The organism is Sneathiella sedimenti, assembly GCF_017313765.1.
Classification (GTDB): Bacteria; Pseudomonadota; Alphaproteobacteria; order Sneathiellales; family Sneathiellaceae; genus Sneathiella; species Sneathiella sedimenti.
In genome coordinates this window covers 1-15909 of the sequence record NZ_JAFLNC010000007.1, presented here as the reverse complement: position 1 = coordinate 15909, position 15909 = coordinate 1, and the positions used below count along the sequence as shown (strand labels likewise).

The 15909-nt window shown below is 53.6% G+C and carries 13 protein-coding genes and 1 tRNA gene; all 14 read left to right on the top strand.

The annotated features are described in order from the left end of the window. On the top strand, window positions 1-241 hold a 241-nt coding region (locus J0X12_RS17230), incomplete at its 5' end, for an EF-Tu C-terminal domain-related protein (RefSeq protein WP_475631974.1). 110 nt (window positions 242-351) lie between these two features. Continuing rightward, window positions 352-427: transfer RNA gene (locus tag J0X12_RS17225), tRNA-Trp, on the top strand. Between the two features lie 73 nt (window positions 428-500). Then, window positions 501-698, top strand: coding sequence for a preprotein translocase subunit SecE (gene secE, locus J0X12_RS17220; RefSeq protein ID WP_207047683.1), 198 nt, complete (start codon window positions 501-503; stop codon window positions 696-698). A 4-nt stretch (window positions 699-702) separates the two neighbouring features. After that, complete coding sequence (gene nusG, locus J0X12_RS17215) at window positions 703-1233, top strand: transcription termination/antitermination protein NusG (protein ID WP_207047682.1); 531 nt, start codon at window positions 703-705, stop codon at window positions 1231-1233. An 84-nt stretch (window positions 1234-1317) separates the two neighbouring features. Then, window positions 1318-1746 (top strand): 50S ribosomal protein L11, encoded by a 429-nt coding sequence (rplK, locus tag J0X12_RS17210; RefSeq protein ID WP_207047681.1) that lies wholly within the window; start codon window positions 1318-1320, stop codon window positions 1744-1746. Between the two features lie 4 nt (window positions 1747-1750). Then, window positions 1751-2443, top strand: a complete 693-nt coding sequence (gene rplA / locus J0X12_RS17205) for a 50S ribosomal protein L1 (RefSeq protein WP_207047680.1) — start codon at window positions 1751-1753, stop codon at window positions 2441-2443. Between the two features lie 276 nt (window positions 2444-2719). Next, the gene (gene rplJ / locus J0X12_RS17200) at window positions 2720-3229 is read left to right on the top strand and encodes a 50S ribosomal protein L10 (protein WP_207047679.1); all 510 of its coding nucleotides are present in this window, start codon (window positions 2720-2722) and stop codon (window positions 3227-3229) included. Window positions 3230-3289: 60 nt separating this feature from the next. Continuing rightward, on the top strand, window positions 3290-3670 hold the full coding sequence (gene rplL / locus J0X12_RS17195) for a 50S ribosomal protein L7/L12 (protein ID WP_207047678.1): 381 nt from the start codon (window positions 3290-3292) through the stop codon (window positions 3668-3670). A 267-nt stretch (window positions 3671-3937) separates the two neighbouring features. Beyond that, the gene (rpoB, locus tag J0X12_RS17190) at window positions 3938-8041 is read left to right on the top strand and encodes a DNA-directed RNA polymerase subunit beta (RefSeq protein ID WP_207047677.1); all 4104 of its coding nucleotides are present in this window, start codon (window positions 3938-3940) and stop codon (window positions 8039-8041) included. A gap of 118 nt (window positions 8042-8159) precedes the next feature. Further along, on the top strand, window positions 8160-12347 hold the full coding sequence (rpoC, locus tag J0X12_RS17185) for a DNA-directed RNA polymerase subunit beta' (RefSeq protein ID WP_207047676.1): 4188 nt from the start codon (window positions 8160-8162) through the stop codon (window positions 12345-12347). Window positions 12348-12779: 432 nt separating this feature from the next. Further along, complete coding sequence (gene rpsL, locus J0X12_RS17180) at window positions 12780-13151, top strand: 30S ribosomal protein S12 (RefSeq protein ID WP_161316330.1); 372 nt, start codon at window positions 12780-12782, stop codon at window positions 13149-13151. 12 nt (window positions 13152-13163) lie between these two features. After that, window positions 13164-13634 (top strand): 30S ribosomal protein S7, encoded by a 471-nt coding sequence (gene rpsG, locus J0X12_RS17175; RefSeq protein WP_207047675.1) that lies wholly within the window; start codon window positions 13164-13166, stop codon window positions 13632-13634. Between the two features lie 39 nt (window positions 13635-13673). Next, window positions 13674-15749: an elongation factor G gene (fusA, locus tag J0X12_RS17170; protein ID WP_207047674.1), complete on the top strand. Its 2076-nt coding sequence runs from the start codon at window positions 13674-13676 to the stop codon at window positions 15747-15749. A gap of 40 nt (window positions 15750-15789) precedes the next feature. Next, window positions 15790-15909: GTP-binding protein (locus tag J0X12_RS17165; RefSeq protein ID WP_207045895.1), on the top strand; the 120-nt coding region annotated here is incomplete at its 3' end.

The window sequence follows — 15909 nt, the reverse complement described above, 5'->3', positions numbered from 1 at the left end:
AGAGGGCGGTCGTCATACACCGTTCTTCACGAACTATCGTCCGCAGTTCTATTTCCGGACGACGGACGTGACGGGTGTTGTGTCGCTTCCTGAAGGCACGGAAATGGTGATGCCGGGTGATAATGTGACGATGGATGTCGAGTTGATCGCACCGATCGCCATGGATGAAGGCCTGCGCTTCGCAATTCGCGAAGGTGGCCGTACCGTCGGCGCCGGCGTCGTCGCATCCGTAACCGAATAAGGAAGACAGGCCTTAGTTGTCTTAACTGTCAGGACAGTTACATCAAGATAAGGGTTGGTCCCGGGCGTCGGTGAAGAATTCGGCGACCCGGGATTGCCCGTTCAGACTGGAGGAGTGTAGCTCAATTGGTAGAGCACCGGTCTCCAAAACCGGGGGTTGTGGGTTCGAGTCCCTCCTCTCCTGCCAATCTGGTTGATCTATGTGTAAAAGTCTTGTATACCGCCGGGTCATTCACCGGATGAAGGATTTTTGAAGAATTATGGCAAAGGTAAACCCAGGAGCTTTTATCCGCCAGGTGCGGCAGGAAGCCTCGAAAGTCACATGGCCGACCCGCAAGGAAACGCTGGTGACAACGGGGATGGTCTTTGTCATGGTTTTTCTGGCTTCCATGTTCTTTTTCTTGGTTGATTCCGGCATTCAGTTCGCCATCAAAGCAATTATGTCACTGGGATCCTGAGCACATGGCCAAACGTTGGTATATTATTCACGCCTATTCGGGCTTTGAAAAGAAGGTCGCCCAATCCGTCAAGGAGCAGGCGATTGTCAAAGGCATGGCCGACTTGTTTGAAGAGGTGCTGGTCCCGGTTGAGGAAGTCGTGGAAGTGCGGCGCGGCCAGAAAGTCAATGCGGAACGGAAGTTTTTCCCGGGCTATGTTCTGGCGCATATGGAGATGAATGACGAGACATACCATCTGGTCAAGAACCTGCCGAAAGTGACAGGTTTCCTTGGGAATGGCAACAAGCCGACGCCGATCTCCGAGAAGGAGGCAATGGCGGTTCTCAACCAGGTGCAGGAAGGGATCGAGCGGCCCAAGCCATCGGTTACCTTCGAGCTTGGCGAGGAAGTCCGCGTCTGTGACGGTCCGTTCGCCACTTTTATGGGCCAGGTCGAAGAAGTTGATGAAGAGAAGGCGAAGCTGAAAGTCTCGGTTTCGATCTTTGGTCGTTCAACACCTGTTGAGCTTGATTATTCGCAGGTTGAAAAAAGTTAGACAGTAATTTCCGCATGGTGCGGATTGTTGTGGGAGGCCGGCCATGGCTGTACCACGACCCCTTAAATTTGAAGAGGGCTTAAAATGGCAAAGAAGATTAAAGGTTATATCAAGTTGCAGGTCCCGGCGGGACAGGCAAATCCGTCCCCGCCCATCGGTCCGGCATTGGGCCAGCAGGGTGTGAACATTATGGAATTCTGCAAGGCTTTCAATGCCTCCACGGGCAGCATGGAAGGCGGTATGCCGATTCCCACAGTTATTACGGTATATGCTGATCGCTCCTTCAGCTTCATTACCAAGACACCGCCGGCTTCCTACTTCCTGAAAAAGGCTGCCAAGCTGAAAAAGGGCGGCAGCACGCCAAGCAAGGAAGTTGCCGGCACGGTGACTGAGGCGCAGGTTCGTGAGATCGCTGAAGCGAAGATGGTAGATCTGAACGCCAACGATATTGACTCTGCGATGAACATTATTAAAGGCTCCGCCCGTTCCATGGGCCTGGAAGTGGTGGGTTAAGATCATGGCAAAATTGACCAAGAAGCAAAAAGCCGCTGTTGACGTGATCGACCGCGAAAAATTCTATCCGCTGGAAGAAGCAGTCGACATCATCAAGTCGAGCGCTACCTCCAAGTTCGATGAAACCATCGAGATTGCAATGAACCTCGGTGTTGACCCACGCCATTCAGATCAGATGGTGCGTGGCGTGATCCAGCTGCCGAATGGTACAGGCAAGTCTGTCCGCGTGGCAGTTTTTGCCCGTGGTGACAAGGCTGAAGAGGCGACGAAAGCCGGTGCCGATCTCGTCGGGGCGGAAGACCTGATGGAGAAAATCCAGGCTGGAGAAATGAATTTCGATCGCTGCATTGCAACCCCGGACATGATGGCCGTCGTCGGTCGTCTCGGCAAGGTGTTGGGTCCGCGCGGCCTGATGCCAAACCCGAAGCTTGGTACGGTAACACCAAATGTCGCCGACGCCGTTAAGGCGGCCAAGGGCGGACAGGTTGAGTTCCGTGCTGAAAAAAGCGGGATTGTTCATGCGGGCCTCGGCAAGTCAAGCTTCTCCAAGGAAGCGTTGAGCGAGAATATCAAGGCCTTTGTTGACGCTGTGGCGAAATCCAAGCCAAGCGGAGCAAAAGGAACATTTATCAAGAAGATCGCCGTGAGCTCTACGATGGGCCCGGGCCTGAAACTTGAAATCAGCGACGTAATCTGACGCTGATTTAGAAGAATTTGCTGTCTTTTCGGAGATGGCAGATGTCGGGCTGGTTCGCCAGTCCGTCTGTCCAAGACTGCAGGTGTTCCCGGATCTTATGAAATGGGAATTTAAATGCAAATCGTTGCCTGCATAGACAGGGAAGCTAAAAAATTCGCTGCTAGTCAGCAATTCAGGTGGACCTGGGACAGTTTAACCGGATCCGGCGCAGGCCGGGTTCTAGTGTAAACGAAATGCCTTAAGAGTTAGAGGTATTTCAAAGACTGGAGACGACGAGTGGACCGATCGCAAAAAGAAGCGGTGGTTACCGAACTGAACGGTGTCTTTAACGAGGCAGCTGTGGTTGTTGTCGCCGAATACAGTGGTCTCACTGTGGCGCAAATGACCGAGCTTCGTGTAAAGATGCGGGATGCCGGTGCCAGCTTCAAAGTGACTAAAAATCGGCTTGCGCGTCTCGCTCTTGATGGCACGGACTATAGTTCCCTGTCCGACAAGCTGAAGGGCCCCGTAGGTATTGCTTATTCAAGCGATCCCGTCGCGGCACCGAAAGTTGCAACGGACTATGCAAAGGGAAACGAGAAGTTTGTCGTTATTGGTGGCGCAATGGGCGCAACGGAACTGGACCCCGCCGGGGTCAAGTCTCTTGCAAGCTTGCCATCGCTTGATGAACTTCGCGGAAAATTGGTCGGGTTGCTGCAGGCTCCGGCGACGAAAATCGCTGGTGTCCTTCAGGCTCCTGCCGGTCAGTTGGCCCGTGTCCTGGCGGCGAAAGCCGAACAGGGTTAGATGTAATAGCCAGTTAATATTTAAACCAAACCAATAGGTTTACCTGAGGAGAATAGTACAATGGCCGATCTCGAAAAGATTGCCGAAGACCTTTCCAGCCTGACAGTGCTGGAAGCTGCAGAACTTTCAAAACTTCTGGAAGAAAAATGGGGCGTTTCTGCCGCAGCACCTGTTGCTGTAGCTGCTGCTCCGGGTGCAGGCGGTGGTGATGCCGCTGCAGCCGAAGAAAAAGACGAGTTTGACGTTATTCTGGTCGCTGCTGGCGAAAAGAAAATCAACGTCATTAAAGAGGTTCGTGCCATCACGGGCCTCGGTCTTAAGGAAGCAAAAGACCTCGTTGAAGGTGCGCCGAAAGCTGTTAAGGAAGCTGCACCGAAAGATGAAGCTAACAAGATCAAAGAACAGCTCGAAGGCGCAGGCGCAACTGTTGAACTTAAATAAACAGATGCGATGTGGCGACCTTTGGGTGGCTAAAGTTAAAACGGGGAAGGCGGCTTTTGCTGCCTTCCCCGCAGCCGCTTTCTAAGCAGGCGAGTGGTTGTCCGGCGGGAATTTAATCACGTGGCGGCTCCAGTAGCCTTAAAGCTGGGGAAAAATTTGCAGGAGTTTCAAGAGATTAGAGTTTTTCTGATCTTTAGGAAATCCGGCTCGCAGCCTTTTTAGCAAAGGTTGTTTTTTAGTTGGCCAAGAAACATACGGGGATTTGGCATGGGCATATTGCAGTCGTTCACCGGTCGCAAGCGCGTTCGTAAAAATTTTGGAAGCATCGAGGCGGCGACCGAAATGCCGAACTTGATAGAGGTCCAAAAAACCTCTTACGATGCGTTTTTGATGAAAGATATATCGCCCGAGGCGCGCGGCGACGAAGGTCTTCAATCTGTCTTCAAATCCGTATTTCCAATCAAGGACTTTGCAGACACGGCAAGTCTTGAATTTGTCTCTTATGAATTTGAGGCACCGAAGTATGACGAGGAAGAGTGCCAACAACGCGGCATGACCTTTGGCGCGCCGCTGAAAGCGACGCTGCGCCTGATCGTATTTGAAGTTGATCCGGATACGGAAGCAAAATCGGTTCTCGATATCAAGGAACAGAGCGTTTACATGGGCGATATGCCGCTCATGACAGACAAAGGCACCTTTATCATCAACGGCACCGAGCGTGTGATCGTCTCCCAGATGCATCGCAGCCCCGGCGTCTTCTTCGACCATGACAAGGGTAAAACCCATGCCAGTGGTAAACTTCTCTTTGCTGCCCGCGTAATCCCGTACCGCGGTTCCTGGCTTGATTTCGAGTTTGATGCCAAAGACATCGTTCATGTTCGTATCGACCGCCGGCGCAAGCTGCCGGTCACAGCGCTCCTGCAGGCGCTCGACATGACGCATGAGGACATTCTCGGCTACTTCTATGATCGCGTTGATTACAAGCTCGAGAAAAAGGGCTGGCGCACACCGTTCAACGTAGATCGTGTTCGCGGCAGCCGCCTGCTGCGCGACCTTGTTGATGCGGATACCCAGAAGGTTGTTGCGGAAGCCGGTACAAAAATCACCCAGCGTCTCGCCAAGAAGCTCATGGATGAGGGGCTGAAAGACATGCTGGTGGGCCATCTTGATCTGGTGGGCCGCTATGTTGCCGAAGACCTTATCAACGAAAAAACCGGCGAAGTCCTAGTTGAGGCCGGCGAAGAACTGACCGAGAATCTTATCGACCAGCTCGAAGCATCCGGATTCAAGGAAATCCCGACACTCGATATCGATAATGTCAATGTTGGTCCTTACATCCGCAATACCCTTGCCGTGGACAAAAGCAGTACCCGTGACCAGGCTCTGGTTGAAATCTACCGCGTGATGCGGCCGGGTGAGCCGCCGACCGAGGAAACCGCAGAAGCCCTGTTCAATGGCCTCTTCTTCGATTCGGAACGCTATGACCTTTCCGCTGTTGGTCGGGTGAAGATGAATCTTCGTCTCGATCTTGACGCGGAAGATACCGTTCGCGTTCTTCGCAAGGAAGATATCCTGGCGGTCGTCAAGACTCTTGTGCGGTTGAAAGACGGCCACGGAGAAACTGACGATATCGATAACCTCGGCAACCGCCGTGTTCGTTCCGTCGGTGAATTGATGGAAAACCAGTACCGTATCGGCCTTCTCCGGATGGAGCGTGCCATTCGGGAACGGATGAGCTCGGTCGAGATTGATACGGTCATGCCACATGACCTGATCAATGCGAAGCCGGCCGCCGCTGCCGTACGTGAGTTTTTCGGCTCCAGCCAGCTCAGCCAGTTTATGGATCAGACCAACCCGCTGTCGGAAATTACCCATAAGCGCCGTCTTTCCGCGCTTGGCCCGGGTGGCTTGACCCGTGAGCGTGCGGGCTTTGAGGTGCGGGACGTTCACCCGACCCATTATGGTCGTATCTGCCCGATTGAAACACCGGAAGGTCCGAACATCGGTCTTATCAACTCGCTCGCGACCTTTGCCCGAGTGAACAAATATGGCTTTATCGAAAGCCCGTATCAGCGTGTCGAAAACGGCAAGCTGACCGGAGAGGTCAAATATCTTTCCGCCATGGAAGAGAGCAAGCATACGATCTCCCAGGCTAACGCCGCGCTCGACGATAAAGGCATGTTCACGGAAGATTTTGTGCGCTGCCGGGCGCAGGGCGAATATGTCGTCGCGAAGCCTGAAGATGTTACCTATATCGACGTTTCGCCGAAACAGCTTGTGTCCGTTGGTGCGGCGCTTATTCCGTTCCTGGAAAATGACGATGCGAACCGCGCCCTCATGGGATCGAACATGCAGCGTCAGGCCGTCCCGCTCTTGCGGGCCGAAGCTCCGTTTGTCGGTACCGGTATGGAAGAGCGGGTTGCCCGCGATTCCGGTGTTGCTACGGTTGCCAAACGCGCCGGTATCGTCGATCAGGTGGATGCCACCCGTATCGTGATCCGGGCGACGGATGAGGAAGACCTCAGCAAATCCGGTGTCGATATCTATAATCTGCTGAAGTTCCAGCGGTCGAACCAGAATACCTGTATTACCCAGCGGCCGCTTGTGAAAGTGGGCGATATGGTCGATGCCGGTGATATCATCTGTGACGGACCGTCAACGGATCTCGGTGAGTTGGCTCTTGGCCGGAACGTGCTGGTCGCGTTTATGCCGTGGAACGGGTATAACTTCGAGGATTCAATCCTCATTTCCGAGCGGATTGTGAAGGACGATGTCTTCACCTCGATCCATATCGAGGAATTTGAGGTCATGGCCCGTGATACGAAGCTCGGCCCGGAAGAAATTACCCGCGATATTCCGAACGTCGGTGAAGAGGGACTTAAAAACCTCGATGAAGCCGGTATCGTGTATGTCGGCGCGGAAATTCAGCCAGGCGATATTCTGGTGGGCAAGATCACGCCGAAGGGCGAAAGCCCGATGACACCGGAAGAAAAACTCCTGCGCGCCATCTTCGGTGAGAAAGCCTCTGATGTTCGTGATACGTCCCTGCGACTGCCGCCGGGTGTTGCCGGTACGGTTGTTGAGGTTCGTGTCTTCAACCGCCATGGTGTTGAGAAGGACGAGCGTGCGCTCGCCATCGAGCGGGATGAGATTGAGCATCTGGCAAAAGACCGAGATGATGAAAAAGCCATTCTGGAGCGGACGATTTATGACCGCCTGAAAGGTTTGCTGGTTTCTCAGAAAGTTGCTTCCGGCCCGAGCGAGTTCAAGGCTGGCGAGGAAATCACGTCAGAGAAGCTGCTGGATCTGCACACTGGTGTCTGGTGGCAGATCAGCGTCAAGGACGACTCCGCGATGGAGAAGATCGAGCAGCTCAAGAAGCAGTATGATGAGGCCATTGGCGGTCTTCGTGCCCGCTTCGAGAACAAGGTCGACAAGCTGCAGCGTGGTGATGAGTTGCCACCCGGGGTGATGAAGATGGTCAAGGTCTTTGTTGCCGTGAAGCGGAAGCTTCAGCCTGGTGACAAGATGGCCGGTCGTCATGGTAACAAGGGTGTTATTTCCCGGATTCTACCGGAAGAGGATATGCCTTACCTTGAAGACGGAAAGCCTGTCGATATCGTGCTTAACCCGCTTGGTGTGCCGTCGCGCATGAACGTCGGGCAGATTCTGGAAACACATCTTGGATGGGCCAGCCATGGTATCGGCACCCAGATCACCGAGATCATGACCCGGATCCGTCTTGGCGCAACCGATCTTGATCCGCTTAAAGCCAAGCTGAAAGAGGTTTATGGCGACGAAGAGTATGAGGAAAAGATCTCCGGCATGTCCGATGAGCAGTTTCTTGAACTCGGCGGCAACCTCAAGAATGGTGTGCCGATGGCGACGCCGGTATTCGATGGTGCGAAGGAGGATGACATCAATCGTCTTCTCGAAATCGCGGGTCTGGATACCTCGGGTCAGGTCACTCTCATCGACGGTCGGACGGGGGAACCCTTTGATCGGAAGGTGACAGTGGGCTATATCTATATGCTGAAGCTGCATCATCTGGTCGATGACAAGATCCATGCGCGTTCAATCGGGCCATATAGCCTGGTCACCCAGCAGCCGCTGGGCGGTAAGGCGCAGTTTGGCGGACAGCGTTTCGGTGAGATGGAAGTCTGGGCCCTGCAGGCCTATGGCGCCGCCTACACCCTGCAGGAAATGCTGACCGTCAAGTCGGACGACGTGGCTGGCCGGACGAAAGTCTACGAAGCCATTGTCCGCGGTGACGATACGTTTGAAGCCGGTATTCCGGAAAGCTTCAACGTTCTGGTTAAGGAAATGCGTTCCTTGTGCCTGAATGTCGAGCTTTCGCAGATTGGTTACTGATTAAGTTGGTCCCGGGCGAGCCCGGGACCAATTGATACGTTAGTCACAGACAGTTATTTTTTAGGCCGCAATATATGCGCCTCCCGGGGACCCCGGGGTTTAAAAGGAGAGATGGTCCATGAATGAGTTGATGAACCTTTTTGGTCAGCCACAGGGCACTCAGGCTTTTGATGAAATCCGTATTTCTATTGCCTCGCCGGAGCGGATCCGGTCTTGGTCGTTCGGAGAAATCAAAAAGCCCGAAACCATCAATTACCGAACTTTCAAGCCGGAAAAAGACGGTCTTTTCTGCGCGCGGATTTTTGGCCCGATCAAGGATTATGAATGCCTGTGCGGTAAGTACAAGCGGATGAAATATCGCGGGATTACCTGCGAGAAATGCGGTGTTGAAGTTACGCTTTCCAAGGTGCGTCGCGAACGCATGGCGCATATCGAGCTTGCTTCTCCCGTCGCGCATATCTGGTTCCTGAAATCGCTTCCGTCCCGTATCGGCCTGTTGCTCGATATGACGTTGAAGGATCTGGAGCGGATTCTCTACTTCGAAAACTATGTGGTTGTCGAGCCGGGTCTTTCGCCGCTCAAGCAGTTCCAGCTGCTGACGGAAGAGGAATATCTCGATGCGCAGGACGAGTATGGGGAAGATGCCTTCACTGCCGGTATCGGCGCCGAGGCAATTCGCGATATTCTCGCAGCTCTCGACCTTGAGACCATTCGCGATGAAATCCGCGAGGAAATGGCAACGACGACGTCCGAAGCTAAGCCGCGTAAACTCGCCAAACGTCTCAAGATCATTGAAGCCTTTATGGAATCGGGCAACCGTCCTGAATGGATGATCCTGCAAGTTATACCGGTGATTCCGCCGGAACTGCGTCCGCTGGTTCCGCTGGATGGTGGCCGCTTTGCAACGTCTGACCTGAACGATCTTTATCGCCGGGTTATAAACCGGAACAACCGCCTGAAACGGCTGATTGAGCTGCGTGCACCGGACATCATTGTCCGCAACGAAAAGCGCATGCTTCAGGAATCCGTTGATGCGCTGTTCGACAACGGCCGTCGTGGCCGGGTGATCACGGGCGCCAACAAGCGGCCGCTGAAATCCCTCTCTGACATGCTGAAAGGCAAGCAGGGCCGGTTCCGTCAGAACCTTCTTGGTAAGCGTGTCGACTATTCCGGCCGTTCCGTGATTGTGGTCGGGCCAGAGCTTAAACTCCATCAATGCGGCCTGCCGAAGAAGATGGCTCTTGAGCTTTTCAAGCCCTTTATTTATGCGAAGCTTGAACTCAAGGGCATGGCAGCGACCGTCAAGATGGCGAAAAAGCTGGTTGAGAAAGAACGTCCGGAAGTCTGGGATATTCTCGAAGAGGTTATCCGCGAGCATCCGGTACTCCTCAACCGCGCACCGACGCTTCACCGTCTTGGTATCCAGGCCTTTGAGCCGGTCCTCATTGAGGGCAAGGCGATCCAGCTGCATCCGCTCGTTTGTACGGCCTTTAACGCCGACTTCGACGGTGACCAGATGGCTGTTCATGTGCCGCTATCTCTAGAGGCGCAGCTTGAAGCCCGTGTTCTAATGATGTCGACGAACAACATCCTGAGCCCGGCAAGCGGCAAGCCGATTATCGTGCCGAGCCAGGACATTGTTCTCGGTATCTATTACCTGACAATGGACATCGCCAATGAGCCCGGCGAAGGAATGATCATTGCCGACGTGGCGGAAGCCCAGCACGCGATTGACAATAAGGTCCTGACCCTGCACAGCAAGATCAAGACCAAGATTACGGTAACGCAGGAAGATGGATCGGAAGTTCGCAAGCTTGTGGAAACGACACCGGGCCGGATGCTGATCGAGGAGATTCTTCCCAAGAATGCGAAAATCAGCTTCGATCTGATTAACCGCCTTCTGACGAAGAAGGAAATCACCCAGGTGATTGACGAGGTCTATCGTCATTGCGGCCAGAAAGAGACCGTGATCTTTGCTGACCGGATTATGGGCCTTGGTTTCTCGCACGCCTGCCGCGCCGGTATTTCCTTCGGTAAGGACGACATGCGTATCCCTGAGTCAAAGGATAAGCTTGTCGAGGATACCCGTAAGCTGGCGGAAGAATACGAACGCCAGTATTACGACGGCCTGATCACCCAGGGTGAGAAGTACAACAAGGTCATTGATGCCTGGTCACAATGTACGGACCGCGTTGCCGATGAAATGATGAAAGTCATTGAGGCCGTGGAAATGGACGAGAACAACCGTCAGGTTGGCATCAACTCCATCTTCATGATGGCCAACTCCGGTGCCCGTGGTTCCGCTGCCCAGATGAAACAGCTTGCCGGTATGCGCGGCTTGATGGCGAAGCCGTCCGGTGAAATTATCGAAACGCCGATTATTTCTAACTTCAAGGAAGGTTTGAGCGTTCTTGAATACTTCAACTCCACCCATGGTGCCCGTAAGGGTCTCGCGGATACAGCGCTTAAGACAGCGAACTCCGGTTACCTGACACGTCGACTGGTGGACGTCGCACAGGATTGTGTTGTGATCGTAGAAGATTGCGGGACAGAGAAGGGTGTCACCGTTCGCGAAGTCGTGGAAGGCAGCGATATTATCGCGACCTTGAGCGATCGTCTGCTCGGACGGACGGCGGCCGTTGATGTCGTCAATCCTGTGACGGGCGAGGTGATTGTTGCTGGCGGTGAAATGTTTGACGAAGCAAGTTCGCTTCTTGCGGAAACGTCCGGTGTTGAACAGGTCCTGATCCGCTCAGTCCTGACATGTGAAACCAAAGGCGGGATCTGCGGCAAGTGTTACGGTCGTGACCTGGCCCGTGGTACACCGGTGAATATCGGCGAAGCGGTTGGTGTTATCGCGGCCCAGTCAATCGGTGAACCTGGCACCCAGCTGACCATGCGTACCTTCCATATCGGTGGTACGGCGCAGGTGGCTGAAGTTTCCTCCATCGATGCGTCTCATGAAGGCACGATCAAGATCGAAAACCGGAACGTTGTTATCAACAGCAGCGGAAACCCGATTGTTATGGGCCGGAATTCGGAACTTGTACTTGTCGATAACAACAACCGTGAACGGGCACGTCACCGTGTCGCTTATGGTACTCGGTTGATGGTCGACGAAGGCGCGAAGGTCAAGAAGGGCGACAAGCTCGCACAGTGGGATCCGTTTACTACGCCGGTGATCACCGAGCTTGAAGGTAAAGTCAGCTACAAAGACCTTGTCTCCGGTGTTTCCATGGCCGAGCAGGTCGACGAGGCAACCGGTATCGCCCGGAAAATCGTTGTTGACTGGAAGTCTCAGCCGAAAGGCAGCGATCTTCGCCCACGCATTACCCTGCGTGGCGATGACGGAGAGCTTCTTACCCTGCCAAGTGGGCATGAGGCGCGTTACTTCCTGCCGGTGGATGCTATTCTGTCGGTTGAGGATGGCGCGGAAGTTCAGGCTGGTGACGTGTTGGCACGTATCCCGCGTGAAGGCTCCAAGACAAAAGATATTACCGGTGGTCTGCCGCGTGTGGCCGAGCTTTTCGAAGCCCGTCGTCCGAAGGACCATGCGATTATCGCAGAGGCGGATGGCTTTGTCGAATTCGGCAAGGACTACAAGTCGAAACGTCGTGTTTCAATCCGTCCTGAAGAAGAGGGCGCCGAACCGGTTGAATATCTCATACCCAAGGGCAAGCATCTTTCGGTCAACGAGGGTGACTATGTTCGGGTCGGTGATTACCTGCTAGATGGGAATCCTGCTCCGCACGATATTCTGAAAGTTCTGGGTGTCGAGGCACTTGCCAACTTCCTGATCAATGAAATTCAGGACGTCTATCGTCTGCAGGGCGTGAAAATCAACGATAAGCATATCGAGGTGATCTGCCGCCAGATGCTGCAGAAGATCGAGATCGAGAAACAGGGCGACAGCTCCTTCCTGATCGGTGAGCAAATTGACCGTGAAGAGTTTGCGGCGCAGAATGAGAAACTGGTCGCTGCCGGTAAGGCTCCGGCAGAAGGCAGCCCGATTCTGCTCGGTATCACGAAAGCCAGCCTGCAGACGAATTCCTTCATCTCGGCCGCCTCCTTCCAGGAAACGACCCGGGTGCTGACGGAAGCGTCTGTGGCCGGCAAGAAGGATACGCTGATGGGCTTGAAGGAGAACGTCATCGTTGGTCGTCTGATCCCGGCGGGTACCGGTGCCCAGATGAACCGCCTCAAATTGCTGGCGGCGAAGCGGGACAAGGAAATCCAGGACAATGCGGATGCAGCTGTCGATATGCTGCAGCCGGAAGCAACGGAAGAAACCACCGCTGCGGAATAACCTTTCAAGAATCGGTCTGTTCCGTCTCGTAGCGTAGCGCGGAAAGACAGAAAATAAGGAAGCGGCGCCTTTCATCGGGCGCCGTTTCTCGTTAACCCAAAGAGATTTCGTCACCCTATGATGGTGAATTCCAATTCCAGATCGCGAAATCGTCGAATTTTTAGCCAAATAGGGGGCGAGGGAAGGCTCAAACCAACGCCATTTAGAGATTAACAAAAATGCAATCTTTTCTGCTTGACTGCATGGGGCCTCACCCATATATTGCGCGCTCCTGACAACAGTCGTGTACTATTTTTTTTCCGTGTGTCGTTGGGATTTTATGAAAAGCACACGTGTTAAGTCTCTTCGGGTGGACGCAAAAAACCTGACCGCGAGCAGAGCCGCAGCTGCACGCGGCTGTTCTATTTGCGGAATCGAATGATAGGAAGAAGAATGCCTACTATTAATCAGCTGATCAGAAACCCCCGCAAGGCGCCGGTTTCGCGTAATAAAGTGCCCGCCATGGAGGCGTGCCCGCAGAAGCGTGGTGTTTGTACGAGAGTATATACGACTACTCCGAAGAAGCCGAACTCCGCATTGCGTAAAGTCGCCCGTGTGCGTCTGACCAACGGTTTCGAGGTGACGAGCTATATTCCTGGTGAGGGTCATAACCTCCAGGAACATTCGGTTGTTCTGATCCGCGGTGGTCGTGTGAAGGACTTGCCGGGTGTTCGTTATCATATCATTCGTGGTGTGCTGGACACGCAAGGGATTGCGGATCGTCGCCAGCGTCGTTCCAAGTATGGCGCGAAGAAGCCGAAATAAGGAATCTGATATATGTCACGTCGTCACGCTGCTGAAAAACGCCAAGTTCTCCCTGACGCAAAATTTGGGGATGTTGTTCTGACCAAGTTCATGAACTCCCTCATGTTTGATGGGAAAAAGTCTACTGCCGAAGGCATTGTTTATGGTGCTTTTGACATTATTGAAAAGAAGACCGGGTCCAATCCTGTCGAAGTCTTCCATGAAGCACTCGACAAGGTGAAGCCGGATATTGAAGTGCGCTCTCGCCGTGTTGGTGGTGCCACTTACCAGGTGCCGGTTGAGGTCCGCTCCGAGCGTGGCCAGGCGCTTGCCATTCGCTGGTTGATCGCCAGTGCGCGCAAGCGGTCAGAGGTCACCATGGTGGATCGTCTTTCCGGAGAGATTCTTGATGCATCGAACGAACGCGGCGGCGCAGTCAAGAAACGTGAAGACACGCACAAAATGGCGGAAGCGAACCGTGCGTTCGCCCATTACCGCTGGTAAACGAATTTAACGACGCAAGCTTGATCTAGGATTTCAGACATGGCACGCACAACGCCCATCGAAAGATACCGCAACATTGGGATTATGGCCCATATCGACGCGGGTAAGACAACGACGACAGAACGCATTCTGTACTACACCGGTGTGTCTCACAAAATCGGTGAGGTGCACGATGGTGCGGCAACTATGGACTGGATGGAGCAGGAGCAGGAGCGGGGTATTACGATTACTTCTGCTGCGACGACTTGTTTCTGGAAAGATCACCGCATCAACATCATCGACACCCCGGGTCACGTTGACTTCACAATTGAAGTTGAGCGGTCTTTACGGGTGCTTGACGGCGCGGTTGCTGTTTTTGATGGTGTTGCCGGCGTTGAGCCACAATCTGAAACCGTATGGCGCCAGGCTGACAAGTACCGTGTTCCGCGCATGTGCTTCGTCAACAAGATGGACCGTACTGGCGCCGACTTCTATCGTTGCGTCGAAATGTTCAAGACTCGCCTGGGTGCCAAGCCGCTTGTGCTGCAGCTTCCTATCGGTTCAGAAGCTGAATTCGAGGGCGTTATTGACCTGATCAAGATGAAGGAAATCGTCTGGAACGGCGAAGAAATGGGCGCGTCTTTCGAATATCGCGACATTCGTCCTGAGCTTGCAGACAAAGCTGCTGAATATCATTTATCAATGGTTGAAACGGCGATTGAGATGGACGAAGCAGTGTTTGAGGCTTATCTCGAAGGAGAAGAGCCGAGCGAAGACACTCTGCGCGCCTGTATTCGTAAGGGAACCCTGGCAGCTGCTTTTGTACCAGTCCTGACAGGGACCGCGTTCAAGAACAAAGGTGTTCAGCCTTTGCTGGATGCTGTTGTTGAATTTATGCCGTCTCCCACAGATATCGGCGGAACGCATGGTATCGATGTGAAGACCGAGCAGGATATTGAACGTCTCCCGTCTGATGATCAGCCGTTTGCTGGTCTCGCCTTCAAGGTGATGACGGACCCCTTCGTTGGCTCGTTGACATTTGTTCGGATCTATTCCGGTGTCCTGGAAGCAGGCACGCAGACGCTGAACTCTGTTAAGAACAGCCGCGAGCGTGTGGGCCGTATGTTGCAGATGCATGCCAACAGCCGGGAAGATGTGAAAGAGGCCCGTGCCGGTGACATTGTCGCTATTGCGGGTCTGAAAGACACGACCACAGGTGATACGCTGTGTGACTCGTCAAAGCCTGTCATTCTTGAGCGGATGGAGTTTCCGGAGCCCGTGATTGAGATCGCGGTTGAGCCGAAGACCAAGACCGACCAGGAAAAAATGGGTGTTGCGCTTAATCGCCTCGCAAAAGAAGATCCGTCTTTCCGCGTTTCTTCCGATGTTGAAAGCGGTCAGACGATTATTAAGGGCATGGGTGAATTGCATCTCGACATTATTGTCGATCGCATGAAGCGCGAGTTTGGTGTTGAAGCGAATATCGGTGCACCGCAGGTGGCCTACCGTGAAAGCATTACCAAGCAGGCAGAGCTCGACTACACGCATAAGAAACAGTCTGGTGGTTCGGGTCAGTTCGCTCGTATCAAGATTGTTGTTGAGCCGGGCGAGCCAGGTGCGGGCTTCACCTTTAACGATACCATTACCGGTGGTTCGGTGCCGAAGGAATATATTCCGGGTGTTGAAAAAGGTATTCGTGACATTGTCGAGACCGGCGTTCTTGCTGGCTTCCCGATGATCGATGTGTCGGTCACCCTCGTTGATGGTGCCTACCATGATGTCGATAGCTCGGTCATGGCCTTCGAAATTGCAGGGCGTGCGGCGATGCGCGAAATCGCACCGAAAGCCGGTCTTCGTCTTCTTGAGCCGATGATGAAGGTCGAGATTGTGACGCCGGATGAGTATATCGGCGATGTCATGGGCGACTTGAACAGTCGTCGCGGTCAGGTGACCGGAACAGAACCGCGCGGTGTCGCGCAAGTCGTTAATGCCATGGTACCTCTGGCCAATATGTTTGGCTATGTGAACAACCTGCGCTCCCAGACACAGGGTCGCGCAACCTTTTCCATGGTATTCGATCATTATGAACCAGTGCCACAACACGTTTCAGACGAAGTTCTGGCGAAGTTGGCGTAACTCAATAAGCTGAGGCAGCCGGAGAAAACGGAGAAATAAAATGGCCAAAGAGAAATTTGATCGTAGTAAACCGCATGTAAACATTGGCACGATTGGCCATGTTGACCATGGTAAGACGACGCTGACGGCAGCGATCACGAAAGTGCTTGCAGAGCAGAGC